The organism is Rhizobium sp. RCC_161_2 (genome assembly GCF_041355235.1).
Taxonomy (GTDB): domain Bacteria; phylum Pseudomonadota; class Alphaproteobacteria; order Rhizobiales; family Rhizobiaceae; genus Rhizobium.
In genome coordinates this window covers 245,503-271,179 of sequence record NZ_JBFUPL010000007.1, presented here as the reverse complement: position 1 = coordinate 271,179, position 25,677 = coordinate 245,503, and the positions used below count along the sequence as shown (strand labels likewise).

The window sequence follows — 25,677 nt, the reverse complement described above, 5'->3', positions numbered from 1 at the left end:
TCAGCCCCACAACGCCTTGCGCACGCTCTCGGGCCAATCCTTGGTATCGAGACCATGATGATGGAACAGCGCCAGCGCGATGCGCTCCAGGCCGAAACCGACGCAGGCCGTATGCGCGACGCTGCCGTCGGCAAAGTTCAGGCCCCATTTCGCGCCGAAGGCGTCCTGATGATAGTTGAAGCTCATGCAGGCGGTCGGGTTGGCCGACGAAGTGATCGAGATCAGAAGCTCGAACTTCAGGTTCTGGTCGCGCTGGTTGTTGGCAAGCATCTTGCCGGCGCGGCCGAAGAAGGGATCATTGGCGACATCGATGACGACGTCGAGGCCGACGGCCTTCATCATCTCGATGCCACGATCCATCCAGCTCTGGCGGAAATCCGTCACATGCTTGTCGGTACCCATGCAGACATATTCGCGCATGCGGAACAGTTGCTGGCGGGCCGGATCCTTGGAGGGCTCATGGCGGAAGCAATAGGATTGCAGGTCGAAGAGCGCACCAGCTTCCGGCAATGCGCCGCGCTTAGCAACCGTCGGATAGAGCGGATAGCAGGCGGCAGGCGTCAACACGATATCGGTCGCCTCCTGGTCCTTGGTCCAATCTTCGCCGACTTCCATGCACTTCAACAGGCTCATATGGTCGAGTTCGTTGCCGCAGAAGCTGTGCACAGTGCCCGCAAGCTGCGGAAAGCTCTTCATATAGCCGCTCGTCTCGAAGAAGGCGCGGTTCATGCCCGGCGGAAAGCGGATGGCTTCGGCACCATCGGCGCCGCCGAACCTGTCGATCAGCCGCTCGAAGGCGGCAATGACATCTTCGAACTGGCCGCTGCGGCCATAAAGACCGTCGACGCCGGTGTCGATCAGAAGACCGGATTCGAAAAGACGGTCGAGAAACGATGTTTGCATATCCATGACGATTACCCCAACAGGCTGGTATCTTGTTTGTGGACGAGCAGCATGGTCGACGTATTGCCGAGAATGCGGTCGTTCGAGATCATCAATTGAGCGGAATGGGCGTCGCGCAGATGGCGACCGAGGCTGTAGGGCGTACCGTTCTTGTAGCCCATGATGCCGCAGATCAGCATGGCATGGTTGATGATCGGAAGGATCATCTCCGACGACGCGATCTTGACGTTGTTCATCGCGACGGCAAAGGCCATCGAGGAGAGCCGATCGGCATCGGCCTTGGCCTCTTCATAGGTTTTCAGACCGGCGACGACGTTGGACTTCACCATCTGCAGCAGGCCGGAAACCTCCGCCAGCCGCAGTGCGCCGGGCGGTTGAGTGCCGGGCGTTTTGCGGGCGGCGGCGCGCACGAAAGCCTGGGCGCGGGCGACGGCATCGGCGGCAATGCCGTACCAGACGCCGCTCCAGAGCAGATGCGAGCTTGCCAGCATCGACTGCGCGGCAATCTCGGCAAAGGGTTTCGGCAGGATCTGCACGGCCGGCGCTTCACCCTTGAAGAGGAAGCCGTCGGAACAGGTGCCGCGCATGCCGAGCGTGTTCCACTCGACGGTGCGTTCAAGCGTGTATTGATCCTTAAGGAAAACGGTCAGCACTTGGTCGGAGGAGGCCGCCTCGGCATGGCTGCGCGAGGTGATCAGGATCGCATCGGCATGGGCGCCATAGGAGATGACGGTCGCATCCTTCTCCAGGAAGCAGCTGTCACCCTCGACCTTGATAGCGCAGATGCTGTTGCGCAGATTACCGCCAATGCCGCCTTCCGTGGTCGCCGAGGCCAGCAGAAGCTGCTCCCTGGCGATGCGGCGCATGAAATCCCGATGCCAGTCGCTGCCGGCACCGTGTTCGACCAAGCTCGACAGCTTGATCTGATGCATGGCGAAGACCATGGCGCTGGCGGCACAGGCCTGCCCAAGGATGGAGCAGAGCTCGGCGATTTCGGTGATCGACGCGCCCTCGCCGCCAAGATCGGCAGGGATCTGGATCGACAGCAGCTTTTCGGCCCGCATCGCATCCACCGCTTCGCGCGGGAAGCGTCCTTCGATATCGACCGCATCGGCATGCTTGCCCGCGATCGCCGCGACACGCGCTGCTCGTACCACCATCGCGTCGTCGGCCCCGACCAAAGCGACCGCCACGTTCATCAGGCGACCTTTCGGCTATCCAGGATCATGCCGACGGTCTTTTCGATGGCAACGATGCTGGCAAAGGACTTACGGTTGAGCAGATTGTCGGGAAACTCGATGTCGAAAGCATCCTCGATACCGAGCATCAATTGCACCGATGCAAAGGAGGAAAGCCCCGCCGCATAGAGATCGGCATCGTCGGCAATCTGGTCCATCGTAACGGGAAGTGCGCCGAACTTGGCCAGCAAATCGCGAATCGTCTCATTCATCCTGTCGTCCCTCCAGGCAATTACAACACGACCACAGTAACGCGGTCTTATCTTCGCCTGAGAAGTAACAGGTAAAATAGAACATTCCACTAAGCGACGTGGTAAATATAACGAGGCTATACTTAGCAAGAATATCTTTAATATAAGACCTATCTAAATAAAGTTTACGATATTTAAGCCATGCAACCTGTCGTTTATAGCGCAATATTTTATAATGCTAAAATTTATCCGCAAGGACGTAAGAAAAAACGGCACGTCGCAGCAAGGTTAATGTGCCAAATTTCCACGCGAGTTCCTATGAAATTTGGAGTTGCAGATAGCGCAAAACAACACAGGAGCTGAAAACGGCTTCATTATCCCTCCGGCGGATAGAGATGCTCGCCGCCGCGATAGTCCGAGATGGAATAGCAACCTTCGCCAACGTCACGAACAGCGCTCTTGCCGATATCCGCCTTGCCGTGGCCACCGGGAATATCAAGAATATAGGTCGGCTGGCAAAGGCCGGAGATGCGACCCCGCAGCGCTGCGACGATTGCCTGTCCCTCAGCGATCGTCAGGCGGAAATGGCTGGTGCCGGGCGCGAGATCGGGGTGGTGCAGATAATAGGGCTTGATCCGCGTTTCGACGAAAGCCTTCATCAATGAAGCCAGTACATCCGGATCATCATTGACGCCCTTCAGCAGCACGGATTGGCTGACCAGCACGATGCCGGCATCCACCAGCCGGGCACAGGCGGCGCGCGCCTCCGCCGTCAGTTCGCGCGGATGGTTGGCATGCAGCGCCACATAGACGGTCTTGCCGCTCGCCTTCAGCGCCGCAATCAGCGCCCCGTCGATCTTCAGCGGATCGACAACAGGCACGCGGGTATGGAAGCGAACGATCTTCACATGCTGGATATCGGCAAGCTGCCGCAGCATCTCCTCCAGCCGGCGTGGTGACAGCACCAGCGGATCGCCGCCGGTGAGGATCACCTCCCAGATCTCCTTGTGATCGTGGATATAGGTGAAGGCGGCATCGAGCGCCGCGCCATCCAACGTGCCGAGCCCCTGCGGCCCGACCATCTCGCGGCGGAAACAGAAACGGCAATAGACCGGGCAGACATGCACGGCCTTCAACAGCACACGGTCGGGATAGCGATGGACGATGCCCTCGACCGGGCTATAGGCATGATCGCTGATCGGATCGGCCCGCTCTTCCGGCGTGACGACGAGTTCGGCCATGTCAGGCACGAATTGCCGGGCGATGGGATCGGCGGGGTCGGTACGGTCGATCAGCCTGGCGATCGTCGGCGTCAAAGCGATGGCATAGCGCTCCGTCACCGCCTCCAGCGACAGCGCCTCAGCGCTATCGATCAATCCGGCCTGCTCGAGATCATCGACAGTTCTGATTGGGCGCATCACATTCATGAACCAAACTCCGACACCGGCGCCCAGAGCACCTGCTCGATCCTGGAAGCCCCGGTCGCCAACATTACCAGCCGGTCGAAGCCCAGCGCAATGCCGCTCGCTTCCGGCATGACGGCAAGGGCCTGCAGAAAGTCCTCATCCAGCGGATAGGTCTCGCCATAGATCCGCGCCTTCTCCGCCATCTCGATCTCGAACCGCCGCCGTTGCTCCTTGGCATTGGTGAGTTCGCCGAAAGCATTGGCAAGCTCGACGCCGCAGGCATAGAGCTCGAAGCGCTCGGCCACGCGATGATCCCGAGCCGAAGGCCGGGCAAGAGCGGCCTCCGAGACCGGATATTCATCAAGAATCGTCGCCCGGCCGAAACCGAGATAGGGCTCGACCTTCTCGACCAGCACACGGCTGAAGAGATCGGCCCAATGATCATCATCGGCAACCCGCATGCCGACACGCCGCATCTCGGCTGCCAGATGCTCACGATCCGTGAAGCCGTCGAGGCCGACCGAGCCGAGCAGGTCGATCCCGGCATGACGCTCGAAGGCGGCGGCAACGCTGATACGCTCCGGCGCCAGGAACGGATCGGTCTCCGCGCCGCGATAGGTCAGCTTCCGCGCGCCCACGGTCTCCGCCGCCAGCGCCAACAACTGGGCGCAATCGCTCATCAGCGTCTCATAGGTCTCGCCGGCCCGATACCATTCCAGCATGGTGAATTCCGGATGATGCAGCGGCCCGCGCTCGCGATTGCGGTAGACATGGGCGAAACAGGCGATGCGCTCCTCGCCCGCGGCAAGCAGCTTCTTGCAGGCGAATTCCGGCGAGGTGTGCAGATAGAAGGGCGCTTTCTGACCGTCAGTCGTCAGCGCCTCGGTGGCGAAAGCATGCAGATGCGCCTCGTTGCCCGGAGACACCTGCAGCGTTGGCGTGTCAACCTCGATGAAGTCGTTGCGCGCGAAGAAACCGCGCAGCGCCGCCTGAATGGCATTGCGGCCAAGAAGGAACGGCCGCCGGTCCGCATGGACGCTGCGGGTCCACCAGGGGGACGCTTTGCTGCTCGTTGGCTCCATCGATGCTTTCTTCTCAAGACCGCCGGGGTTGGGGGGTGGCTATTTCCGCAGATTTAGGGTAGTTGCGCCCCCAAGCAAACAATAGCTGCGTCTTGAGGTATACTTCGACAGTCCTCTACGACGCGGCAGGCAGAGTTACAAGGAAGTCTTATGGTCAAGGTCATCGCCTCTTCAGTCCGCAAGGGCAACGTTCTCGACGTCGACGGCAAGCTCTACGTCGTTCTCACCGCCGCGAACTTTCATCCGGGCAAGGGTACGCCGGTCACGCAGGTCGACATGCGCCGCATCGTCGATGGCGTAAAGGTGTCCGAGCGCTGGCGCACCACCGAGCAGGTCGAGCGCGCCTTCGTCGAAGACGTGAACTTCCAGTACCTCTATGAAGACGGCGAAGGCTTCCACTTCATGAACCCGGCCACCTACGACCAGGTCGTCGTCGATGTCGAAACCATGGGCGACCAGAAGGCCTTCCTGCAGGAAGGCATGACCTGCGTCCTGTCGATCCATGAAGGCATTCCGCTGGCTATCCAGCTGCCGCGTCACGTCACCCTGGAAATCGCCGAGACGGAACCGGTCGTCAAAGGCCAGACGGCATCGTCTTCCTACAAGCCTGCTATCCTGTCGAACGGCGTCCGCACCCTGGTGCCGCCGCACATCAACGCCGGCACCCGCGTCGTCATCGCCACGGAAGACGTTTCCTACGTCGAGCGCGCCAAGGACTGAGCGATCGGCCTTGTGATTTTATGAAAAACGCCCTGTCTTATTGACGGGGCGTTTTTTGCTTTGGGGCCTTGGTATGATGATGGCCAGATGGGTGGCCATGCAAATAGTCGCAAGATCGACGGCCGTGCCCGGTGACCACCCCAATTACCTCGACGGCGCATTCGCCTTCTTGCTATTCACCTCCGGCTCCTCGGCCGCTTCCGCTGGCGCGGTTGCGGCGGCGACCTCTTCCTCGTGCGGCACCAGCGCCTGCAGATGCAGGACGCGCGGCGACATCGCCTGGAGATAGGCATCGGAGCGGCCGATATAGATCACGGTCGCATCGGCAAATTCCGTCAGCAGTGCCGAGAACTTCGCCTGGACATCCTGCTCCAGCCCTTCCATGACTTCATCGAGGATGATCCATTTCGGCTTTGCCAGCAGCAGATGCGCAAAGGCGATGGCCTTCTGCTCGTCATTGTCCAACAGTCGGTCCCAGCGCGCCTGCGTATCGAGCCGGCCCTTCAGGCGGCCAAGGCCGACCTTGTCCATCGCGGCTTCGACAGCGGCATCGTCATAGGCATCCCGATCCTCGGGGAAACAGATCGCTTCCCGGAGCGTGCCGCCCGGCACATAGGGCGTATGCGGCATGAACAGCATGTCTTCCATCGGCGGCATGCTGATCGTGCCCGAGCCGCAATTCCATTGGTGCGCCAGCGACTGAAACAGCAGCCTGCGGTTCACGCCGTGATCGCCATTGACCATGATGTGCTCGCCGGCGGCGATGGTCACCGAGCCCTCGCGAATGCGGAAGCCATTTTCCATGGCATCCTCGCTGGTCTTGGTGGAAATCTCCATGTCGGTCCACACCATCGTACCGGCAGGCGCCTGGTCGAAGGTGATGGTGTGCGGCATCGGCGTCGTGTCGTCCATTTCCATCAGCGCCTGGCGGAAATCGGTGACGCGCATCAGCGTCGCGCGCCATTCGGCGATCGGGCCGAAATTGGCGACATACCAGCGCAAGGCCGTGTTGACCTGATTGAAGGCGCCGACCGCCACCATCAGCTGGCCGAAGGTCAGGCCGCCGGAGAAATAGGCGGGCGCGGCCACCAGGATCGGAATGATCAGCACCAGCCAGCCGTAACCGGCCGAAACCCAGGTGAGATTGGTATTGGCGATGGCAAGCTGGCGGATGACGGCAAGCACGGCGGAAATATCGAGATTGATCCGCCGGCGCTCATTCTCCTGGCCGCCCGCAATAGTAATCGCCGGCATATGTTCGTTGGCATGCATCAGCGCAAAGCGCAGCTCGGCTTCCTTGGAATAGCGGTCGGCGTTTAGCCGCACCAGCCGGCGACCGACGAACTGGCTGAGGAACGACGCCGAACCGGCATAGATGATCGCCGCCCAGACCATGTAGCCAGGGATCGAGAAGCTCATGTCGTTGTAATGGAAGACCATGCCATTGGACAATTCCCAGAGCACGCCGATAAAGCTCAGGAGCAGGATGGTCGCCTGCACCAGGCCGATCGCCAGGCCCGTGGTGCTCTCGGCGAGATTGCGCGCATCCTCGTGCAGTCGTTGGTCCGGATTGACGCCGATCAGGCCGGAGGAGGCAAGCCGAAGCGCGCGCTTGGCCTTCAGCCATTGATCGACGAGATCGCGCGCCAGACCCTCGCGCATATAGAGCGCGGTCATCTGGTTGAACCAGGCCTGGATCACATTGAGGACGAGAAGCGAGCCGGCAATAATGCCGAAAACGCCGAGCTGGTGGAAGAATGCGCCGGTATCGCGCCGCGCCAACGAATCGTAGAAGGGCGCATTCCAGCTGTTGAGCAGGACCTGAACATACGCCGTGACCAGAATGATCACGAACAGCGCGACCGTCAGCGAAATGATCCTGATGCGGACCGCCGAACCCCAAAAGGCGGAAAACATCATCCTCAGCCGATAGAGAACGCTGAAATCGTATCCGACCCGGTCGTTTCCCTGAATATTCGGCGCGGCTTGCGTTTCAACTGCCATCAACACTTCCCTGCGACGCACGTATTGTCAGTTAACCATCACCTGCCCACATGTCCATCCATGCAGCGCATCAGGGCGATCACGTTCAATATATACACCGTCTCATGCCTTGAACCGAGTAAGGCCAGGAGCTAGCTTGCACCTCAAATATTGATGAAAGCCTTCCGATGCAATTTCAGGGAACTGCGGACTATATCGCCGACAAGGATTTGATGGTGGCCGTCAATGCCGCCATCCGGCTGGAACGGCCGCTTCTGGTCAAGGGCGAGCCGGGCACCGGCAAGACGGAACTGGCCCGTCAGGTCGCAACCGCCCTCGGCCTCGACCTGATCGAATGGAACATCAAATCGACCACGAAAGCGCAGCAGGGCCTCTACGAATATGATGCCGTCTCACGTCTGCGCGACAGCCAGTTGGGCGACGAGCGCGTCCACGATGTCCGCAATTACATTCGGCAGGGCAAGCTCTGGCAGGCTTTCACGGCGTCGCAGAAATGCGTGCTGCTGATCGACGAGATCGACAAGGCCGACATCGAATTCCCGAACGATCTGCTGCAGGAACTCGACCGCATGGAGTTCCATGTCTACGAGACCGGCGAAACCATTCGCGCCGCCATCCGGCCGATCGTCATCATCACTTCCAACAACGAAAAAGAGCTACCGGACGCCTTCCTGCGCCGCTGCTTCTTCCATTATATCCGCTTTCCCGATGTCGAGACGCTGACGCGCATCGTCGAGGTGCACTATCCCGGCATCAAACAGACTCTGGTGCGGGCGGCGCTTACGCAATTCTTCGAGATCCGCGACGTGCCGGGCCTGAAAAAGAAGCCGTCCACCTCCGAGGCGCTCGACTGGATCCGCCTCCTCGTCGCCGACGATGTCGACCCGGCGACCTTGAGCAGCGATGCGAAGACCGTCCTGCCGAAACTGCACGGCGCGCTATTGAAGAACGAGCAGGATGTGCACCTCTTCGAACGCCTCGCCTTCATGGCGCGGGGCCAGGGGAAGTAATGCAGCCGGATGCCGTCAAAGTCCTGATCCACGCGCTGCGCGGCCGGCATCTGCTGGTGTTCGACGAGCCGGATTTTCCCGCCGTCAAGCTGCAGGTTCCCGGTGGCACCGTCGAGCCGGGCGAAGACATAGCGGCAGCGGCGGCACGTGAATTCAAGGAAGAGACCGGGCTTGCGGCAGTTGACCTGCATCCGCTCGGCATTCACGACTACCGCTTCGAAAAGGACGGGCGAGAATACCATCATCAGAGACACTATTTCCGCTGCACCCTGCCCGAAACGACGCCAGATACCTGGCTCCACCTCGAAATGACGCCGTTCGACGGCAGCGACCCGATCCGCTTCCGCTTCTTCTGGCTGCCGATCCCCATAGCGACGCAGCGTCTCGGCTATGGCATGCAGCACTTCCTTGAACATCTGTAGAGGGCAGCGGTATGAGGCCTGATATCGATCTTTTCCCTCAAGAGCTTCCCCATTGACCGATAGAGGCCGCGGGTTTATTGAATTTCCCTTGTGGTGATTTGGCCGGCCGGCTTGCAGCCACGTTAAATAAGTCGCTAAAGGGCCGCGTGCGGACCGGTAGCGATTCATGATCGCGGCCGGTTTTTTGTTTTTTGGTCGAGTGATAACGATGCCCATCAAGATTCCCGATACGCTTCCCGCGTTCGAAGCCCTTCAAAATGAGGGTGTGCGGGTGATGACTGAGACGATGGCGATCCGTCAGGATATCCGTCCCCTTCAGATCGGGCTTCTCAACCTCATGCCGAACAAGATCAAAACCGAGGTGCAGATGGCGCGCCTGGTCGGCGCCTCGCCGCTGCAGGTCGAGTTCTCGCTGGTGCGCGTCGGCGGCCACAAGGCCAAGAACACCTCCGAAGAGCATCTGCTCTCCTTCTACCAGACCTGGGAAGAGGTGAAGCACCGTAAGTTCGACGGCTTCATCATCACCGGCGCGCCGATCGAGCTGCTGGAGTATGAAGACGTCACCTATTGGGACGAGATGATGCAGATCCTCGATTGGACCACGACCAACGTCCATTCGACGCTGAACGTCTGCTGGGGCGCCATGGCGGCGATCTACCATTTCCATGGCGTACCCAAATATACGCTGAAGGAGAAAGCCTTCGGCGTCTATCGCCATCAGAACCTGAAGCCGTCCTCCGTCTATCTCAACGGTTTCTCCGACGACTTCGCCGTGCCGGTGTCGCGCTGGACGGAAGTGCGTCGCGCCGACATCGAGAAAGTGCCGAACCTCGAGATTCTGATGGAGTCGAGCGAGATGGGCGTCTGTCTGGTGCACGAACAGGCCTGCAACCGGCTCTACATGTTCAATCATGTGGAGTATGATTCCACCTCGCTGGCGGACGAATATTTCCGGGACATGCATGCCGGCGTGCCGATCAAGATGCCGCATAATTATTTCCCGCATAACGACCCGGAAATCCCACCGCAGAACCGCTGGCGCAGCCATGCCCATCTGTTCTTCGGCAACTGGATCAACGAACTCTACCAGACCACGCCTTATGATCTGGAGGATATCGGCGAAGAGAGGCTCTGACCCTTGTTCATTCCCTTCTTCCTGAAACTGAAGGAAGCGAAGGTTCCGGTAACGCTCCGGGAATTCCTGTCGCTTCTGGAAGGAATGGAAGAGGGGATCGCCGACTATGATGTCGAAGCCTTCTACTATCTGGCCCGCGCGACGCTGATCAAGGACGAGCGCTTCATCGACCGTTTCGACCAGGTCTTTGCCGATTACTTCCGCGGCGTCGAGGCGATCGGCGGCAGCCCGGAGACGGTCGAGGCGGCCACCATTCCCGAGGAATGGCTGCGCAAGCTCACTGAGAAACATCTGACGGAAGAAGAAAAGAAGCTGGTCGAGTCGCTCGGCGGCTTCGAGAAACTGATGGAGACGCTGCGCCAGCGCCTCGACGAACAGAAGGGCCGGCATCAGGGCGGCTCGAAATGGATCGGCACGGCGGGCACCTCGCCTTTCGGCGCGCATGGCTACAATCCCGAAGGCGTGCGTATCGGCCAGGAGACATCCAAGCACCGCAAGGCGGTGAAGGTCTGGGACCGGCGCGAGCTCCAAAACCTCGACGATGGCGTCGAACTCGGCACCCGCAACATCAAGCTGGCGCTGAAGCGGCTGCGTCGCTGGGTGCGCGAAGGTGCCGCCGACGAACTCGACCTGTCCGGCACGATCCGCTCCACCGCCGAACACGGCTATCTCGACGTCCAGACACGGCCGGAACGGCGCAACGCGGTCAAGCTGCTGATGTTCTTCGATATCGGCGGTTCGATGGACGATCATATCCGCGTGGTCGAGGAACTCTTCTCCGCCGCTCGCGCCGAATTCCGGCACATGGAATATTTCTACTTCCACAACTGCCTCTATGAAGGCGTCTGGAAGGACAATCGCCGCCGGCGCGTCGACATCACCGCGACATCAGACCTGATCCGCACCTTCGGCTCCGACTACCGCATCGTCTTCGTCAGCGACGCCTCAATGAGTCCCTACGAGGTCACTCATACCGGCGGCTCGGTGGAACACTGGAACAAGGAAGCAGGCGAGGTCTGGCTCAACCGCATGACCGGCCATTTCCGCAAATGCGTCTGGCTCAACCCCGTGCCCGAGGACTATTGGAGCCACACCACCTCGATCTCCATCATCCGCCGCCTGTTTGCCGACCGGGTGTATCCGCTGACCCTCGGTGGGCTGGAGAGGGCGACGAAGGAATTGTCGCGGTGATCGATTGGCTCCTGGCCTGGTGAGGGGCCAGGCACAGAGCTTGATCGGCGCGGATCGGCCACGCCTATGCGTTTGCGTTGCGATAGGCCGCGACGACAAGCCAGATTGCAGAAAGCAGGAAGTAGAACGCGCCGAACCCGACATAGGGGGTGATGTCCAGAATCGTCGGCGCTGCACTGCCAAGGGATCGGCTGATCATGAAGCCACCGGCAAGCGCCGACTGGGCACCACTCAGGATCATCACCCATTGCGCACCATAGTGACGCCAACGCCTGACCGCCGTGTACAGTTGCAGGAGGCCGGAGAGGATTGCCCAAACCCCGAACACGGCCAGAACGGCATAGGTGCTGTTGCTGATCGCCACGATCACGGCGAGCGTGGTTATCGTGCTGACCACGACATTCAATGCCTGGGATGAGTTGGCTTTCAGGCCGCCATTGAACCGGGCATCGACCAGATTGGCGAGGGCGTCCCATGCCGGGTAGATCACAAGCAGAAGGGCGGTGAGATGAGATTGCCCGCTGAAGAGAATGGCGGCGGCAATCCAGGCGATGGAGAATATGGCGCGTCCGAAATAGTAGGATCGCAGCCAGTTGGATTGGGTCGAAGATTGGTTTTGCATTAGGGAACTCCTTGTTGTAATCTACCTACTAGTAGGCAGGCAAAATTCCAGTGTCAACTCGGCCTTCGAACACATGCCTGTGAGAAGCGGAAATATCGCGACAATCTTGACAAACAACCTACCAGAAGGTAGGTTGAACCATGAAATCAATGACTTCGACTTCGGAAAAAATTCTCGACACCGCGCAGTCTCTCATCGTCGCGGGAGGCTACAACGGCTTCAGCTATGCCGATATCTCAGCTGCAATCGGCATCCGGAAGGCGAGTATCCACCATCACTTTCCGACGAAGGCCGAGTTGGTCGCGGTGCTGGTGGATCGCTACCGGCAGCAGGCGGAAGTGGGTTTGAATTCTCTTCGTGAGCAATTCTCAAGCCCTGCCGAACAACTGCGGGCCTATCTGAATTTCTGGCAGACATGCATTCGCGACGCCTCACAGTCCTTCTGCATCTGTGCCATGCTCGCTGGCGAGATGCAGATGCTGCCGGAGGAGGTCGCGTCGCGTGTCCGCGCCCATTTCCATAGTCTCGCGAGATGGCTTAAGTCGGTGCTTGCGACTGGAGCAGAGCAGGGCCTGTTCCGATTGGACAAGCAGCCGGAAGAGGAGGCTCAGATGCTGATTGCGTCAGTTCATGGGGCCATGCTCTCTGCAAGAGCGTTCGGCGATCCTGAACTGTTCACCACAATCGTCACCTCTCAGTTCACCAGGCTGCTGGTACCGGCTCGTTAGAGAACTGTCAGGTCAAAGCATTCATTGGATGACTGCGTAAGCCCAAACAGGAACCAATGCACTCACCTGTCGTACGCCTTGCACATTTCCAGCGCAGTTTGGTACCCCGAAACCAATAAAGAGAAACCCGAACCAAGCCTTGATAGGCATTCCATCACGCCTAAATTTCGCAATCGAACTGGTTGCGGATCGGCGCGAATGGGGGCAGGGTCTGACCTCGAATTTCTGATAGGAATGGATGAGCTGATATGACGGAAAACAGTTTGCAACGGGAAGTTTTCGGAACGACGCCGAGCGGCGAAACAGTCTATCGCGCCAAGATCGTCGGCGGTGGGCTTACGGCGCATATCATCAGCTGGGGCGCCGTCATTCAGGATCTGCGGCTCGACGGCCACGGCCCGGCCTTGCTGCTCGGCTTCGACAATTTCGCCGATTATCCGGCCCATTCCTCCTATTTCGGTGCCACGCCCGGCCGCTGCGCAAACCGCATCGGCGCCGGCCGCTTCACGCTGGACGAAAAGCAATACCAGCTCGAACTCAACGAGAAGGGCGTGACCCATCTGCACGGCGGCAAGGACAATATCGCCAAGCGCAACTGGACGATCGTTGAACATGCCGCCGATCGCGTCGTGCTGAAGATCGTCGATCCCGATGGCCGCGCCGGCTATCCCGGCAATTGTACGATCCAGGCGACCTACTGGGTGCATGGCAACGGCGAACTGTCGGTCACCTACGAATCGACAACCGACCAGCCGACCCTCGCCAATGTCTGCCAGCACGCCTATTTCAACCTCGACGGCCGCGACGACGCACTTGGCCACGACATCATGATCGCCGCCGATCACTATACCCCGACGGACGAAAAGCAGGTGCCAACAGGCGAAGTTCGCTCCGTCGAAGGTACCGTCTTCGACTTCCGCGAAATGGCGTCGATGAAGCGCTTCGACGGGTCCGAACAGGCGCTCTACGACCATAATTTCTGCCTGTCGCCGGAACGCACCGCCAAGCGCTCCGTGGTGCTGGCGCGCAGCGTCAATTCCGGCGTCTCGCTGGAAGTGCGTACCACCGAGCCCGGCGTGCAGTTCTATGCCGGCTTCAAGCTCGATGTTCCCGTTCCCGGTCACGACGGCCAGAAGATCGGCCCCTTCGCCGGCTTCTGCCTCGAAACCCAGGTTTGGCCCGACGCCATCAACCATGAGGGCTTCCCGAATGCCGTCCTCCGCCCCGGCGAAGTGCTGCGGCAGGAAACCGACTATATCTTCACGAAAAACTGAGCTGACAGCACTTCATTCCCCTTGGCATCGGCCGGGCGCACCTCGCGTCCGGCCGATTCATTTTCAGCCAGCACGTCAGAATCACCTTGCAGAGTGGTTCTAAATAGGTTCTATGTAATCTCCATGGATAGAACCAGTTTAATCGCCGAGCTGAACAGCCGTGGCCTGCGCGACGAGGCCGGGACCGGGCCGCTGTACAAGCGCCTGGCGCAAGCGCTTGCGGGCCTCATTCAGGAAGGTCTGCTGAAAGCTGGAGCGGCGCTGCCGGGCGAACGAGATCTTGCTGAAGCGCTCCAGGTCGGCCGCGTAACCGTCCGCACCGCCTACCGCGACCTGCTTGCCTCTGGCGCCATCGAATCGCGCCACGGCAGCGGCACCTTCGTGTCGCAGCATGTCGAGCGTATCGAGCAATCGCTCTGGCGCCTCTCCTCCTTCTCCGCCGATATGCGCTCGCGCGGCCGTGAGCCGGCCGCAAGAATCCTGTCGCGCACCGTCAGCGCGCCCGCTCCGGAAGAATCCTTCCTACTTGGTCTTCGCCTCGATGAGCCTGTGCTGCGGCTCGACCGGTTGCGCCTGGCGGACGGCCAGCCGCTTGCCATCGAGCGCGCTGTCGTTCCGATCAAATTTCTCGGCGAGGATGCCGTTTCCGACGGTTCGCTCTATGATGCGCTGGCGGGGAACGGCTTCAAGCCGGTCCGCGCGTTGCAGCGACTGACGGCGGTGACGCTCGATCCGTCCTCCGCGTCGATCCTGAATGTGAAATCCGGCGCACCCGCGCTTTTGATCGAACGTATTTCGCGCCTGGAAGACCAGCGCGTCGTTGAATACACCCGCTCGCACTATCGTGGCGATGCCTACGATTTCGTTGCTGAATTGAGAATCGGAGAAGACCTATGAGCGACGCCCAATCCTTGATGCTGACCGAGGCCGGCCAGTCGCCGGACGTGGTCGCAACCCTGCTTGAGAAGGAAAAGCCCGTCTTTGCCGAAATCGCAAAGCTCGTCTCCTCGACCCGCCCATCCCTGATCACCACGGCGGCGCGCGGCTCTTCCGACCATGCCGCGACCTTCTTCAAATATCTCTTCGAAATCTCCTGCGGCGTGCCCGTCGCCTCGATCGGCCCGTCGATCGCCTCGGTCTATGGCACACCCCTGCACCTGAAGGGCGGCATCCACTTCACCGTGTCGCAATCCGGCGGCAGCCCCGATATCATCGCGTTGCAGGCCGCCGCCAAGCTCGGCGGCGCCACGACCATCGCCGTCGTCAACGTCACCGACAGCCCGCTCGCCAAGGAAGCCGACATCGTGCTCGGGCTGAATGCCGGCCCGGAAAAGAGCGTCGCCGCCACCAAATCCTTCATCGCAGCCGTTGCGGCGCTGACCGGCGTCACGGCAGCGATTTCGGGCGACCAGGCGCTCGCCACCGGTCTCGCCAAACTGCCGGAAGCATTGGCCGCGACACAGGGTATCGACGGCAAGGCGGCCGAGGACGTGCTCTTCAACGCCACCTCGCTCTACACCGGCGGCCGCGGCCCGGCCTTCGCCATAGCGCTGGAAGCAGCGCTCAAGGCCAAGGAAACCGCCGGCCTGCATGCTGAGGCATTCTCGCTTGCAGAACTGATGCATGGACCGATGCGGCTGGTGCAGCCGGGCTTTCCGATCGTTGCCTTCTCGCCCGACGACGCGGCCTTCGCCAACAATGCCCAGGCATTGGAGCGCCTGCAGAAGCTCGGCGCCACCGCCGTCTCCTTCTCCACCGCGGCCCTCCCCGGCATCAACCTGCGCATGCCCACCACCGGCAACGGCCTGCTCGACCCGCTGGTGTCGCTGCTCTGCTATTATCGCCTCATCGAAGCAGTGACGCGGCGCAAGGGCTTCGACCCCGACAAGCCGGCTAATCTTCTCAAGGTGACGGAGACCATGTGATGGACTATCAGGTCTTTACCGGCGCGCGCATCTTCGACGGCGACCGGTTTCACGAGGATAGCGCGCTCGTGACCGGCAACGGCCGGGTGCAGGCGATCACCGCCGCCAATGATGTCCCCGACAACGCCGAGGTGGTCCGCCTTGCCGGCGGCGTATTGTCCCCCGGCTTTATCGACGCGCAGGTGAACGGCGGCGGCGGCCGCATGCTGAACGACGAACCATCGCCCGAATCCATGTACATGATCGCCGAGGGGCATCGCCCCTTTGGCACCACCGCGCTGCTGCCGACGCTGATCACCGATGTCGCGGCCGCCACCACGGCGGCAATCGAAGCGGCAATTGAGGCCGTCAAGGCCAATCGCGGCGTCGCCGGCCTGCATCTCGAAGGCCCGCATCTGGCGCCGGCCCGCAAGGGCGCGCATCTGGCCGAACTGATGCGCCCCGTCGAAGACAGCGACGTCAAGACCTTCATCCGCGCCCGCGAGGCGATCGGCACGCTGCTGATCACCATGGCAGCGGAACAGGTGACCGCACGCCAGGTGCAGGCGCTGAGCGAAGGCGGCGTCATCGTCAGCATCGGCCATAGCGATTGCACGGCGGATGCGGCAGACGCCCGCTTCGACGCAGGCGCGCGCGGCGTCACCCATCTCTTCAACGCCATGAGCCAGATGGGTCATCGCGCGCCCGGCCTCGTGGGCGCGGCAATCGACCATCCCGCCCCCTGGTGCGGCATCATCGCCGACGGCCATCACGTCGATCCGCGCGCGCTGCGCGTCGCTCTTCGCGCCAAGCGCGGCGAAGGCCGGCTGTTCTTCGTCACCGACGCCATGTCGCTAGTTGGCACGGCTCTCGACAGTTTCACGCTGAACGACCGCACCGTCTATCGCGTTAGGGGCGGCTACTGCTCGAAGCTGACCTTGGATGACGGCACGCTCGCCGGTTCCGATGTCGATATGGCCTCGACCATCCGCTACGGCGTCAACATCCTCGAACTGCCGCTGGCGGAAGCCCTGCGCATGGCGACCTCCTATCCGGCCCGCTTCCTGCGGCTTGTCGATCGCGGCTATCTGACGCCCGGCGTCCGCGCCGATCTGGTCCACATCACCGATGGCATCGAGGTCACCAAGACATGGATTTCGGGCCAGCCATCGGCCTGAGACCACAAACGAGGAATTCGGGATGACCGCAGTCACGGACAGCTATTTCTCCGCCCTCATCGGCCGGCTGGAAACCCTGCGCGAGGTGCTTGCCGAGCCGATGGCAAAGGCGGCTAGCGTCATCAGCACGGCAGCCCGCGCCGACCGCCGCGTCTATGTCTTCGGCACCGGCCATTCGCATATGCTGGCGGAAGAAGTGCATTATCGCGCCGGTGGCCTCGCCTTCACCATCCCCGTGCTGGTCGGCTCCGCCATGCTGCATGAGGGCGCCGTCATCAGCTCCGTCTATGAGCGCACCGAAGGGCTGATCCGGCCGATTTTCGAACGCTATGGCATGCAGCCCGGCGATGTGCTGATCATCGCCTCCAATTCCGGCGTCAATGCCGCCCCGGTCGAGGCCGCCGATTATGGCCGCGAGATCGGCGCAAGCGTCATCGCCATCACTTCGCTTGCCTATTCCGCCGCCATCGCCAATGGTCGCCGCAGGCTTGCCGATATCGCCGACATCGTGCTCGACAACGGCCTGCCGCCGGGGGATGCCATCATCGATCTACCGGGGAGCGAGCTGAAGGTCGGCCCGGCATCGACCGCGATCGGCGCATCCCTGCTCAACGCCATTTTCGCCGAAGTCGCCGCCGAACTTTCCAAGGACGGTGACCCGCCGGTCTATCTCAGCGCCAACATGCCCGGCGCCAAGGAAACCAACCAGCAGCTGGTGAAAAAATACCGGCCGCGCAATCCTCACCTTTGATCGGCATCAATGAACGGCGGCGTCCGGAACCGCGGCCTCTGCCGCCGGAGCCTCCGGCTGCTTGCGCCCCCTGCGCAGTACGACATAGAAGACCGGGGTCAGGAACAGGCCGAACAGCGTCACGCCGAGCATGCCGGAGAAGACCGCCGTGCCGAGCGACTGGCGCATTTCAGCGCCGGGGCCGGTGGCGATCATCAGCGGCACGACGCCGAAGATGAAGGCGAAGGCGGTCATCAGGATCGGCCGCAGGCGCAGATGGCTGGCCTCGATCGCCGCATCGACGGCATTTTTGCCCTCCAATTGCGCCTGACGGGCAAATTCCACGATCAGGATCGCGTTCTTCGCCGCAAGCCCGATCAGCACGATCAGGCCGATCTGCGTCAGGATATTGTTGTCCATGCCCCTTAAATGCACCCCGATCAACGCAGCCAGCACCGCCAGCGGCACGATCAGGATGATGGCGAGCGGCAGAGTCCAGCTTTCATACTGGGCCGCAAGCGCCAGGAAGACGAAGATAACCGACAGGGCGAAGATATAGACCGCCGTATTGCCGGTATTCCTTTCCTGATAGGCAAGCTCCGTCCATTCGAAGGTCGTGCCCGTCGGCAACAGGTTCTTCGCCAGCCCTTCCATCGTATCGAGGGCGGTGCCGGTCGAAACGCCCGGCCCGGGGTTACCCTGGAGGGGAACCGAGACATACATGTTGTAGCGCTGTACCAGCGTAGGCCCGGTCGTATCGCGGATATCGACGAGGGTGCCGAGCGGCACCAGCGCGCCGGTGGCCGAGCGAACCTTCAGCGCCAGAATATCCTCGCGGTCCATGCGATATTGCTGATCGGCCTGCGCCCGCACCTGGTAGACGCGGCCGAAGGCGTTGAAGTCGTTGACATAGGATGTGCCGAGGTTGATCGACAGCGTTTCGAAGATATTCGGGATCGGCACATTCAGCGCCCGCGCCTTGTCGCGGTCGACCGCCAGGAAATATTGCGGGCTGTTGGCCGAAAAGGTGGTGAAGACGCCGCTGACGCCCTTGTTCTGCGCCGCTGCTCCCATCATCTGGTAGGCGAGCGGCAGGATGCGGCGCATGTCGGGATTTTCCCGGTCCATGATCTGCATCTTGAAGCCGCCCGAATTGCCGACGCCGCGGATGGAGGGCGGCGGAATGGCGATGATAAAGGCCTCCTGAATGCCCTGCAGATTGCCGAAGAGCTGGCCGATGATCTTGCTGGCCGTCTCCCCGCTCTTCAAGCGCTCCTCGAAGGGTTTGAACGGCGTGAAGATGACGCCAGAGTTGGAGGCGTTGGTGAAGGTCGCGCCGTTGAAGCCGGCGAAGGCGACGGCATTCTCGATGCCAGGCGTCTTGTTGATGATCGCGGTTGCCTTCTCGATGACCGCATTGGTGCGCGCCAGCGACGCGCCGTCGGGCAGCTGCACGACGACGATGGCATAGCCCTGGTCCATGGTGGGTACGAAGCCCTGCGGCACGATCCTGCCCATGTACCATGTCGCGCCGAGCAGCCCGACGAAGACGAGAAGGGCGCAGCCAAGCGCGACCCAAGTGGTGACGAGATGGCGGATAACCCAGGAATAGCCCCGGCTCATCGCCTCGAAGCCCCGGTTGAAGCCATCGCCGAGAGCGCGGCCGAAGCGCGAGAAAATATTGTTGGATTTCTTGTGGTCGTGCGGACGCAGCACGATCGCCGCGATCGCCGGCGACAGCGTCAGCGAATTCAGGCAGGAAATCGCCGTCGCAATGGAGATGGTCACCGCGAACTGCCGGTAGAACTGCCCCGTTATACCAGGGATGAAGGCCGTCGGCAGGAAGACGGCGATCAGCACTAGCGAAATCGCCAGCACGGCGGTGCCGACCTCGTTCATCGTCACATGCGATGCCTCCTTCGGCGTCATCCCGAGCGCCAGATTGCGCTCGACATTTTCGACGACCACGATCGCGTCGTCGACGACGATGCCGATGGCGAGTACCAGGCCGAACAGCGTCAGCATGTTCAGCGAGAAGCCGAAGGCGAGCAGGAAGGCGAAGGTACCGATAAGCGACACAGGAATGGCGACGATCGGAATGATCGCCGTCCGCCAGGATTGCAGGAAGACCAGAACGACAATGGCGACGAGCACGGCGGCTTCGAAGATCGTCTTATAGACCTCGTTGATCGATTCCGCGATGAATTCGGTCGGATTGTAGATGATGCGATATTCGAGGCCCTGCGGGAAATCCTGCGCCAGGCTCTTCATCGTCTTTTCGATGTCGGCGGCGGCATCGAGCGCATTGGTACCGGGCCGGGCGAAGACGCCGAGCGCAACGGCCGGACTGCCGTTCAGATAGCTGTTGGTGACGTAATCCTGCGCCCCGAGCTCGATGCGCGCAACGTCCTGCAACTGCACGAGCCGGCCGCTATCCGTCGCCTTGACGATGACGTAGCGGAATTGCCGCGCATCGGAAAAACGCCCCTGGGTCGTCACCGTATATTGAAAGGCGTTGGTGCCCGAGACCGGCGGGCCGCCGATCGAGCCGCCAGACACCTGCACGTTCTGATCCCGCAACGCCTGGACGATATCGCCGGCGGTCATGCCGTAGGAAGCGAGCTTTTCCGGGTCGAGCCAGATACGCAGCGAATATTGCCGCTCGCCGAAGAGCTGCACGTCACCGACACCGTCGAGACGAACGAGAAGGTCGCGGATGCGCGAGCGGGCATAGTTGGAAATATAGAGCTGGTCGTAGCGGTTGCTCGGCGACAGCAGATGCACGACCATCATCAGGTCGGGCGAGCTCTTGACCGTGGTGATACCGATGCGGCGGACTTCTTCCGGCAGACGCGGCTCGGCAATGGCGACGCGGTTCTGGACCAGGACTTGCGCCTTATCGAGATCGGTGCCGAGCTTGAAGGTGATGGTGAGCGACATCGAGCCGTCGGCGCTGGAATAGGAGGACATGTAGAGCATGTCCTCGACACCGTTGACCTCCTGCTCGATCGGCGTCGCCACCGTATCGGCGATCGTCTGGGAATCGGCGCCCGGATAGGATGTTCGAATGACGATGGTCGGCGGCGCAACCTCGGGATATTGCGCGACGGGAAGCTGGAAATAGGCGATGCCGCCGACGATCAGCAGCACGATGGACAGGACCGACGCGAAAATCGGCCGGTCGACGAAGAAATGGGAAAACCTCATTGGTCCGTCCCCTGGTCCGCCTGGGCTGGCGCGTCAGGATTCGATGCCTCCTGAGGCAGCTCGATCAATTGCGGCGCGACTTTGACGCCGGGCCGGATACGCATCAGCCCGTTGACGACGATGGTCTCGTCGCCGGTCATGCCCTCGCGAATGACGCGGTAGCCATAAAGTTTCGGCCCGAGCCGGACGGCTTTGGGCGTCACGCTGCCGTCGGTACCGACGGTGTAAACGACCCGCTGGTTCTGATCGGAACCGATGGCTTCGTCGGGAACGAGGATGGCCTTGTAGCTGTTGGAACCCTCGACCTGGACACGTCCGAAGAGGCCTGGCTGCAGCACGAAATCCGGATTGGGGAAGCGAGCACGCACCCGCATCGTACCGGTCTGGTTATCGACGCGGTTCTCCGCGAAATCGAGCTTGCCCTTGAATGCCTTCTGACGAGCATCGGCAATCGTCACGGTGACATCGAGACCGCCGCCACCCTGCTGCAGGGCGCTGCCATGCTTGCGCGCCTCGTCGGCATAGGACAACAGCCGGCGCTCATCGACATCGAAATAGAAGTCGATCGGGTCGAGCGAGACGATCGTCGTCAGCACGGTCTGATCGGCCTGAACGAGATTGCCGACCGAAATCAGGCGCCGGTCGATGCGGCCGCTGAGCGGCGCAGTGATCTTGGTATATTCCATGTCGAGCGAGGCACGATCGACGGAGGCCTGCGCACCGCGGACATTGGCCTGCGCCGAAATCAGGTCGCGGCGGCGGTCGTCGAGATTGGATGCGGACAGGCTGCCTGTGCCCGCCAGTGCCTGTGTGCGCGTAAACTGCGCATCGGCATTCGTCAGCGTCGATTTCGCGACTTCCAGGGATGCTGTGGCTTCGTTCAGCGCGTTGACGTAGGGCCGCTGGTCGATGACGAAGAGCAGGTCTCCCTGCTTGACCATGGTGCCGTCCTCGAAATGCACTTCCTGCAGGTAGCCACCAATACGCGAGCGAACGGAGACCTCGTCAACCGCCTGGAAGCGTCCGATGAACTCATCGCTGTCGATGACGTCGCGAACCACGGGCTTGGCGACCGTGACCGGTGCGGCGGGCGGGGCGCTCTGCGCCAGCGCCTGAGACCCCATGAGATGAGACCCCGTGAGAATAGCAATTGTGAAGCTGAATATAGCGATACGCGCCAGCGTCTTCGGCATGAATGCCCCCCTAGAACAACAAGCCACCCACGGCTGGAAGCCGCGTCAAGCGTTCATCATGTCTGCCTGCAATCTTCCGCGAAGGACCTGTCGCCACTGACGGCAAATCCAATCAGGTCCTTCGGACTTCCCCACTGCATCGCAGGTCGTGTCGACCCACGCATCATCCAGCCCAAGGGCTGGTACTTTCGCCACAATGTATAAACGGTTTATCGAATTCGACAACAGAGATTAGCGTGGCCAAGCCACGCGCAACCATTTGTTTTTTCTAATGTAGGCGGACACCCATAGGATGAAGTGGATCCGCGGAGCTCCATTCACCAGATGAATGCTAGGCGCTGAGCCAGTTGCCGATCAGCCTCCCAGCTCTTCGCGCAGCATTTCCAGCTCCAACCACTCCTCTTCCATCTTCGTGAGGCTATCGCGCAGCTTTTCCATTTCGGCCGCCAGACGGTTGAAGCTCGAGGGATCCTTGGTGAAGAGATTGGGATCGGCCATCTTCTTTTCGCGAGCAGCGATCTCCGCCTCCGCCTTGGCCATTTCCTTCGGCAGGTTTTCGAGCGCAAATTTCTGTTTGAAAGAGAGCTTTGCCTTGCCCTTCGAAGCCTCAGCAGCAGACGTTGACGTCCCGGCGGTCTTCGGCTTCTCAGCGGCCTTTTCAGCTCGCTTGCGCTCCTCCAGCGCGCCCTTGCGTTGTACGAGCATATCGGAATAACCGCCGGCATATTCGATCCAGCGGCCGTCCGGATCATCCGGATTGGCCGGCGCAATGGTCGAGGTCACGGTGCGGTCGAGGAAATCGCGGTCGTGGCTGACGAGGATGACGGTGCCGTTGAAGCCGGCGACGATCTCCTGCAGCAGGTCCAGCGTCTCGATGTCGAGGTCGTTGGTCGGTTCGTCGAGGATCAGAAGATTGGTCGGCCGCGACAGGATGCGCGCCAGCATCAGCCGGGCGCGCTCGCCGCCGGAGAGATTCTTGATCGGCGTGCGGGCCTGTTCCGGCTGGAACAGAAATTCCTTCATATAGCCGGTGACATGCCGCTGCTCGCCGTTGACCAGCAGGTTTTCGCCGCGCCCGTCGGTCAGATAGTTGGCGAGCGTATCCTCCGGATTGAGCTCCTCGCGCTTCTGGTCGAGCGTTGCGATCTCCAGATTGGTGCCGAGCTTCACCTTGCCGCTATCCGGCTTCAATTGGCCGGTCAGCATCTTCAGCAACGTCGTCTTGCCGGCGCCGTTCGGGCCGACGAGACCGATGCAATCCCCACGATGCACGCGGATCGAGAACGGTGCGACGATGACGCGCTCATCATAGGCCTTGGTGATCTTGTCCGCTTCGATCACCAGCTTGCCGCTCTCCTGCGCATCGGCCGCGGATGCCTGCACCGAACCAAGCGCGCCCCTGTGGCCACGATGGCGCGAGCGCATGTCCTGCAACTCGCCGAGGCGGCGCATGTTGCGCTTGCGCCTGGCGGTCACGCCATAGCGCAGCCAATGTTCCTCACGTTCGATCGCCTTGCCGAGCTTGTGTTGCTCCAGCTCTTCGGCCTCCAGCACCTGGTCGCGCCAGGCTTCGAAATGGGCAAAGCCCCTGTCCAGCCGCCGCGAGGTGCCGCGATCGAGCCAGACGGTTGCGGTGGAGACTTTTTCGAGGAACCGACGGTCGTGCGAGATCAAGACCAGGGCGCTGCGGGTCTTCTGCAGCTCGCCTTCCAGCCACTCGATGGTCGGCAGGTCCAGATGGTTGGTCGGCTCGTCGAGCAGAAGAATATCCGGTTCCGGCGCCATGACGCGGGCAAGCGCCGCGCGGCGCGCTTCGCCGCCGGAGAGCGTCTTCGGATCTTCCTCGCCCGTGAGGCCAAGGTGGGAGAGCAGATAGGTGACGCGATAGGGATCGTCGCCCGGCCCGAGCCCGGCCTCGGCATAGGCGGCTACCGTCTTGTAATCGCCGAAATCCGGTGCCTGCTCGAGATAGCGCACGGTCGACGACGGATGACGGAACACTTCGCCGGACTGCGCCTCGACCATGCCGGCGGCGATCTTCAGGAGCGTCGACTTGCCCGAACCGTTGCGGCCGACCAGGCAGATCTTGTCACCCGGCTCCACCTGCAGCCCGGCTCCGGCCAGAAGTGGCGCGCCGCCGAAGCTCAGGAAGATATCGTCGAGTTTCAAAATAGGAGGGGCCAAGATCAGACTCCGGTAAGATCATAAGGGCGGGCAAGGACGATCGCCCTGCCGCTGCCGAGCGAAAAGCGCACAGCGCCTTCCGCAACATTGGAAATGGTGCGCGACGCCCCGAAGGGCAGATTGAAATCGCGCAAGGGATAGCGGACGTTATGAATGAACAGCCCCGTCAGATCGCTGAAGCCGAGAACGGAAAACAGCGAGCCGGAGGGCAGCGCCAGCTCCATGTCGCCCGGCAGCAGCGGCACCGCCTCCTCGTCGCCCGAGGTCAACAGCACGTCGAAGCCCTTTTCGGCAAGCTGGATGCCGTAGAGCAAGTGCTGGATCGCATGATCCGAACGCTCTCCGCCCATGGCACCGGCAAGGATCAGCCGCTTGGCGCCGCGATCGATCGCTTCCGTTATGGCGATCTCGCCGTCCGTCGCCGCCTTCGCCGCCGGATAGGGCTGCTTCGGCACATCGGGAAAGGCGCCGCGCAGATCCGGCGGTGTCGAGTCGAAATCGCCGACCCAGAGCTCGGGCGTCGCATTCAGCGCCACCGCATGGCGCATGCCGCCATCCGCCGCGATGAAACGGCTGCCGGCCGTCTCAGCGCGCAGCCGGTCCGTCAGGCGCAACTCGCCGCCGAGTAGGATGGTGAAGGTCGTGGATTGGCTCATGTGCCAAGCCCATAGCGCAAAGACATGTCCCTAGGAAGAGCGCTCTTCAGCGCCAAGCCGCCATTCAGTCTCCCGTTTCCTTGAGACGCGTCTGAAAAGCATGCTCATAGCCGCCGATGAAACGGTCGAACAGGTGCGAAAAGACCTCGATATCCTCGGCTGGCCAATCGGCGAGAATGCCTTCGATGAGGGCAAATTTCTGCGCCTGGATTTCGGCGAGCAACCTTTGGCCGAGCGTCGTCAGTACCACCACGATGCGCCGCGCATCAGCCTGCGATGCCTTGCGGCGCAGCACGCCGCGCGTCACCATCTCCGCCACGATGCGGCTTGCCCGCGAGGGGTCGATGCGCAGGATCTCGGCGATTGCCCCGACGGTCACTTCACCGGACACTTCCGCCCGCCTGACAGCATCGATGACGTCGAGATGCGAAAGCTCCAGGCCCGGCGCAACGTTCTGGATCGCCAGCCGCCCGATCATGCGGCGGCCCGTCATCAGGCGCATACGCGTCATCACCTGGCCGATGCGCAGCAGGTTCTCGTCTTCAGGCAGCGGCGTAGCTTCAATTTCTCGTGTGGTCGTTGCTGATGTCATTCCGCCAGCATATCAAAGATGGGCAGACATTAAAATATGCAAACGGCATTCATCTGCCGTTGACAATTATATGCCAATAGCACATATATTGCCTTGCAACATGTTGC

General features: G+C 61.3%; 23 protein-coding genes and 1 riboswitch. Of the genes, 11 read left to right on the top strand and 12 right to left on the bottom strand.

Annotation, left to right across the window (positions count from 1 at the left end; all coding sequences use genetic code 11):
- The 5 genes from AB6803_RS19645 to epmA form a co-directional block, all read right to left on the bottom strand.
- Positions 1-909, bottom strand: coding sequence for an amino acid--[acyl-carrier-protein] ligase (locus AB6803_RS19645; RefSeq protein ID WP_371110451.1), 909 nt, complete (start codon positions 907-909; stop codon positions 1-3).
- Positions 910-914: 5 nt separating this feature from the next.
- A complete protein-coding gene (locus AB6803_RS19640; protein ID WP_371110450.1) occupies positions 915-2,102 on the bottom strand; it encodes an acyl-CoA dehydrogenase family protein in 1,188 nt (395 codons plus the stop codon).
- Complete coding sequence (locus tag AB6803_RS19635; protein WP_007692247.1) at positions 2,102-2,353, bottom strand: acyl carrier protein; 252 nt, start codon at positions 2,351-2,353, stop codon at positions 2,102-2,104. The genes AB6803_RS19640 and AB6803_RS19635 overlap by 1 nt, the downstream gene beginning before the upstream one ends.
- A 353-nt stretch (positions 2,354-2,706) precedes the next feature.
- Positions 2,707-3,759 carry a lysine-2,3-aminomutase-like protein gene (locus AB6803_RS19630; RefSeq protein ID WP_371110449.1) on the bottom strand — a complete coding sequence of 351 codons (1,053 nt, stop codon included), beginning with the start codon at positions 3,757-3,759 and terminating at the stop codon, positions 2,707-2,709.
- A complete protein-coding gene (epmA, locus tag AB6803_RS19625; protein WP_371110448.1) occupies positions 3,756-4,820 on the bottom strand; it encodes an EF-P lysine aminoacylase EpmA in 1,065 nt (354 codons plus the stop codon). The genes AB6803_RS19630 and epmA overlap by 4 nt, the downstream gene beginning before the upstream one ends.
- A 150-nt stretch (positions 4,821-4,970) precedes the next feature.
- Between epmA and efp the strand changes: the two genes are divergently transcribed.
- On the top strand, positions 4,971-5,540 hold the full coding sequence (efp, locus tag AB6803_RS19620; RefSeq protein WP_037219139.1) for an elongation factor P: 570 nt from the start codon (positions 4,971-4,973) through the stop codon (positions 5,538-5,540).
- A gap of 144 nt (positions 5,541-5,684) precedes the next feature.
- Here the strand turns inward: efp and AB6803_RS19615 are convergent, their stop codons facing one another.
- Positions 5,685-7,544 carry an ABC transporter ATP-binding protein/permease gene (locus tag AB6803_RS19615; RefSeq protein ID WP_371110447.1) on the bottom strand — a complete coding sequence of 620 codons (1,860 nt, stop codon included), beginning with the start codon at positions 7,542-7,544 and terminating at the stop codon, positions 5,685-5,687.
- A 167-nt stretch (positions 7,545-7,711) separates the two neighbouring features.
- Between AB6803_RS19615 and AB6803_RS19610 the strand changes: the two genes are divergently transcribed.
- From AB6803_RS19610 to AB6803_RS19595, 4 genes are all read left to right on the top strand, one after another.
- The gene (locus AB6803_RS19610) at positions 7,712-8,554 is read left to right on the top strand and encodes an AAA family ATPase (protein ID WP_371110446.1); all 843 of its coding nucleotides are present in this window, start codon (positions 7,712-7,714) and stop codon (positions 8,552-8,554) included.
- Entirely contained in the window at positions 8,554-8,976 is a 423-nt protein-coding gene (locus AB6803_RS19605; protein WP_371110445.1) for an NUDIX domain-containing protein, read from the top strand. The genes AB6803_RS19610 and AB6803_RS19605 overlap by 1 nt, the downstream gene beginning before the upstream one ends.
- A gap of 80 nt (positions 8,977-9,056) precedes the next feature.
- Positions 9,057-9,134: riboswitch (SAM riboswitch) on the top strand.
- A 50-nt stretch (positions 9,135-9,184) separates the two neighbouring features.
- On the top strand, positions 9,185-10,111 hold the full coding sequence (gene metA, locus AB6803_RS19600; RefSeq protein WP_371110444.1) for a homoserine O-succinyltransferase: 927 nt from the start codon (positions 9,185-9,187) through the stop codon (positions 10,109-10,111).
- A 3-nt stretch (positions 10,112-10,114) separates the two neighbouring features.
- A complete protein-coding gene (locus AB6803_RS19595) occupies positions 10,115-11,302 on the top strand; it encodes a VWA domain-containing protein (RefSeq protein WP_371110443.1) in 1,188 nt (395 codons plus the stop codon).
- Positions 11,303-11,366: 64 nt separating this feature from the next.
- On the opposite strand, the gene AB6803_RS19590 is transcribed toward AB6803_RS19595, so the two are convergent.
- Positions 11,367-11,924, bottom strand: a complete 558-nt coding sequence (locus AB6803_RS19590) for a DUF308 domain-containing protein (RefSeq protein WP_371110442.1) — start codon at positions 11,922-11,924, stop codon at positions 11,367-11,369.
- Positions 11,925-12,064: 140 nt separating this feature from the next.
- Between AB6803_RS19590 and AB6803_RS19585 the strand changes: the two genes are divergently transcribed.
- From AB6803_RS19585 to AB6803_RS19560, 6 genes are all read left to right on the top strand, one after another.
- Entirely contained in the window at positions 12,065-12,652 is a 588-nt protein-coding gene (locus AB6803_RS19585) for a TetR/AcrR family transcriptional regulator (RefSeq protein WP_371110441.1), read from the top strand.
- A gap of 248 nt (positions 12,653-12,900) precedes the next feature.
- Positions 12,901-13,926, top strand: coding sequence for an aldose epimerase family protein (locus AB6803_RS19580; protein ID WP_371110440.1), 1,026 nt, complete (start codon positions 12,901-12,903; stop codon positions 13,924-13,926).
- A 123-nt stretch (positions 13,927-14,049) separates the two neighbouring features.
- Positions 14,050-14,823 (top strand): GntR family transcriptional regulator, encoded by a 774-nt coding sequence (locus AB6803_RS19575; protein WP_034522003.1) that lies wholly within the window; start codon positions 14,050-14,052, stop codon positions 14,821-14,823.
- Complete coding sequence (locus tag AB6803_RS19570) at positions 14,820-15,851, top strand: SIS domain-containing protein (RefSeq protein ID WP_371110439.1); 1,032 nt, start codon at positions 14,820-14,822, stop codon at positions 15,849-15,851. The genes AB6803_RS19575 and AB6803_RS19570 overlap by 4 nt, the downstream gene beginning before the upstream one ends.
- Positions 15,851-17,008, top strand: coding sequence for an N-acetylglucosamine-6-phosphate deacetylase (gene nagA, locus AB6803_RS19565; RefSeq protein ID WP_371110438.1), 1,158 nt, complete (start codon positions 15,851-15,853; stop codon positions 17,006-17,008). The genes AB6803_RS19570 and nagA overlap by 1 nt, the downstream gene beginning before the upstream one ends.
- A gap of 22 nt (positions 17,009-17,030) precedes the next feature.
- A complete protein-coding gene (locus tag AB6803_RS19560; RefSeq protein WP_371110437.1) occupies positions 17,031-17,759 on the top strand; it encodes an SIS domain-containing protein in 729 nt (242 codons plus the stop codon).
- Positions 17,760-17,765: 6 nt separating this feature from the next.
- Here the strand turns inward: AB6803_RS19560 and AB6803_RS19555 are convergent, their stop codons facing one another.
- From AB6803_RS19555 to AB6803_RS19535, 5 genes are all read right to left on the bottom strand, one after another.
- A complete protein-coding gene (locus AB6803_RS19555) occupies positions 17,766-20,945 on the bottom strand; it encodes an efflux RND transporter permease subunit (protein WP_371110436.1) in 3,180 nt (1,059 codons plus the stop codon).
- Entirely contained in the window at positions 20,942-22,138 is a 1,197-nt protein-coding gene (locus AB6803_RS19550) for an efflux RND transporter periplasmic adaptor subunit (protein WP_371110435.1), read from the bottom strand. Before AB6803_RS19550 ends, AB6803_RS19555 begins: the two co-directional genes overlap by 4 nt.
- A gap of 354 nt (positions 22,139-22,492) precedes the next feature.
- Positions 22,493-24,322, bottom strand: coding sequence for an ABC-F family ATP-binding cassette domain-containing protein (locus AB6803_RS19545; protein WP_371110434.1), 1,830 nt, complete (start codon positions 24,320-24,322; stop codon positions 22,493-22,495).
- A 2-nt stretch (positions 24,323-24,324) separates the two neighbouring features.
- Positions 24,325-24,978 carry a thiamine diphosphokinase gene (locus tag AB6803_RS19540; RefSeq protein ID WP_047468814.1) on the bottom strand — a complete coding sequence of 218 codons (654 nt, stop codon included), beginning with the start codon at positions 24,976-24,978 and terminating at the stop codon, positions 24,325-24,327.
- 64 nt (positions 24,979-25,042) lie between these two features.
- Positions 25,043-25,570 carry a MarR family winged helix-turn-helix transcriptional regulator gene (locus tag AB6803_RS19535; protein WP_371110433.1) on the bottom strand — a complete coding sequence of 176 codons (528 nt, stop codon included), beginning with the start codon at positions 25,568-25,570 and terminating at the stop codon, positions 25,043-25,045.
- Positions 25,571-25,677: the final 107 nt, after the last annotated feature.

Excerpts from the sequence above, each read along its gene's own strand:
- nagA (WP_371110438.1), top strand. The coding sequence starts at position 15,851 with ATGGACTATCAGGTCTTTACCGGCGCGCGCATCTTCGACGGCGACCGG.
- AB6803_RS19630 (WP_371110449.1), bottom strand. The coding sequence starts at position 3,759 with ATGAATGTGATGCGCCCAATCAGAACTGTCGATGATCTCGAGCAGGCC.
- AB6803_RS19560 (WP_371110437.1), top strand. The coding sequence starts at position 17,031 with ATGACCGCAGTCACGGACAGCTATTTCTCCGCCCTCATCGGCCGGCTG.
- epmA (WP_371110448.1), bottom strand. The coding sequence starts at position 4,820 with ATGGAGCCAACGAGCAGCAAAGCGTCCCCCTGGTGGACCCGCAGCGTC.
- AB6803_RS19585 (WP_371110441.1), top strand. The coding sequence starts at position 12,065 with ATGAAATCAATGACTTCGACTTCGGAAAAAATTCTCGACACCGCGCAG.
- AB6803_RS19640 (WP_371110450.1), bottom strand. The coding sequence starts at position 2,102 with ATGAACGTGGCGGTCGCTTTGGTCGGGGCCGACGACGCGATGGTGGTA.
- AB6803_RS19550 (WP_371110435.1), bottom strand. The coding sequence starts at position 22,138 with ATGCCGAAGACGCTGGCGCGTATCGCTATATTCAGCTTCACAATTGCT.
- AB6803_RS19555 (WP_371110436.1), bottom strand. The coding sequence starts at position 20,945 with ATGAGGTTTTCCCATTTCTTCGTCGACCGGCCGATTTTCGCGTCGGTC.
- AB6803_RS19590 (WP_371110442.1), bottom strand. The coding sequence starts at position 11,924 with ATGCAAAACCAATCTTCGACCCAATCCAACTGGCTGCGATCCTACTAT.
- AB6803_RS19540 (WP_047468814.1), bottom strand. The coding sequence starts at position 24,978 with ATGAGCCAATCCACGACCTTCACCATCCTACTCGGCGGCGAGTTGCGC.
- AB6803_RS19575 (WP_034522003.1), top strand. The coding sequence starts at position 14,050 with ATGGATAGAACCAGTTTAATCGCCGAGCTGAACAGCCGTGGCCTGCGC.
- AB6803_RS19570 (WP_371110439.1), top strand. The coding sequence starts at position 14,820 with ATGAGCGACGCCCAATCCTTGATGCTGACCGAGGCCGGCCAGTCGCCG.
- AB6803_RS19645 (WP_371110451.1), bottom strand. The coding sequence starts at position 909 with ATGGATATGCAAACATCGTTTCTCGACCGTCTTTTCGAATCCGGTCTT.
- AB6803_RS19635 (WP_007692247.1), bottom strand. The coding sequence starts at position 2,353 with ATGAATGAGACGATTCGCGATTTGCTGGCCAAGTTCGGCGCACTTCCC.
- AB6803_RS19580 (WP_371110440.1), top strand. The coding sequence starts at position 12,901 with ATGACGGAAAACAGTTTGCAACGGGAAGTTTTCGGAACGACGCCGAGC.
- metA (WP_371110444.1), top strand. The coding sequence starts at position 9,185 with ATGCCCATCAAGATTCCCGATACGCTTCCCGCGTTCGAAGCCCTTCAA.
- AB6803_RS19535 (WP_371110433.1), bottom strand. The coding sequence starts at position 25,570 with ATGACATCAGCAACGACCACACGAGAAATTGAAGCTACGCCGCTGCCT.
- efp (WP_037219139.1), top strand. The coding sequence starts at position 4,971 with ATGGTCAAGGTCATCGCCTCTTCAGTCCGCAAGGGCAACGTTCTCGAC.
- AB6803_RS19605 (WP_371110445.1), top strand. The coding sequence starts at position 8,554 with ATGCAGCCGGATGCCGTCAAAGTCCTGATCCACGCGCTGCGCGGCCGG.
- AB6803_RS19615 (WP_371110447.1), bottom strand. The coding sequence starts at position 7,544 with ATGGCAGTTGAAACGCAAGCCGCGCCGAATATTCAGGGAAACGACCGG.
- AB6803_RS19610 (WP_371110446.1), top strand. The coding sequence starts at position 7,712 with ATGCAATTTCAGGGAACTGCGGACTATATCGCCGACAAGGATTTGATG.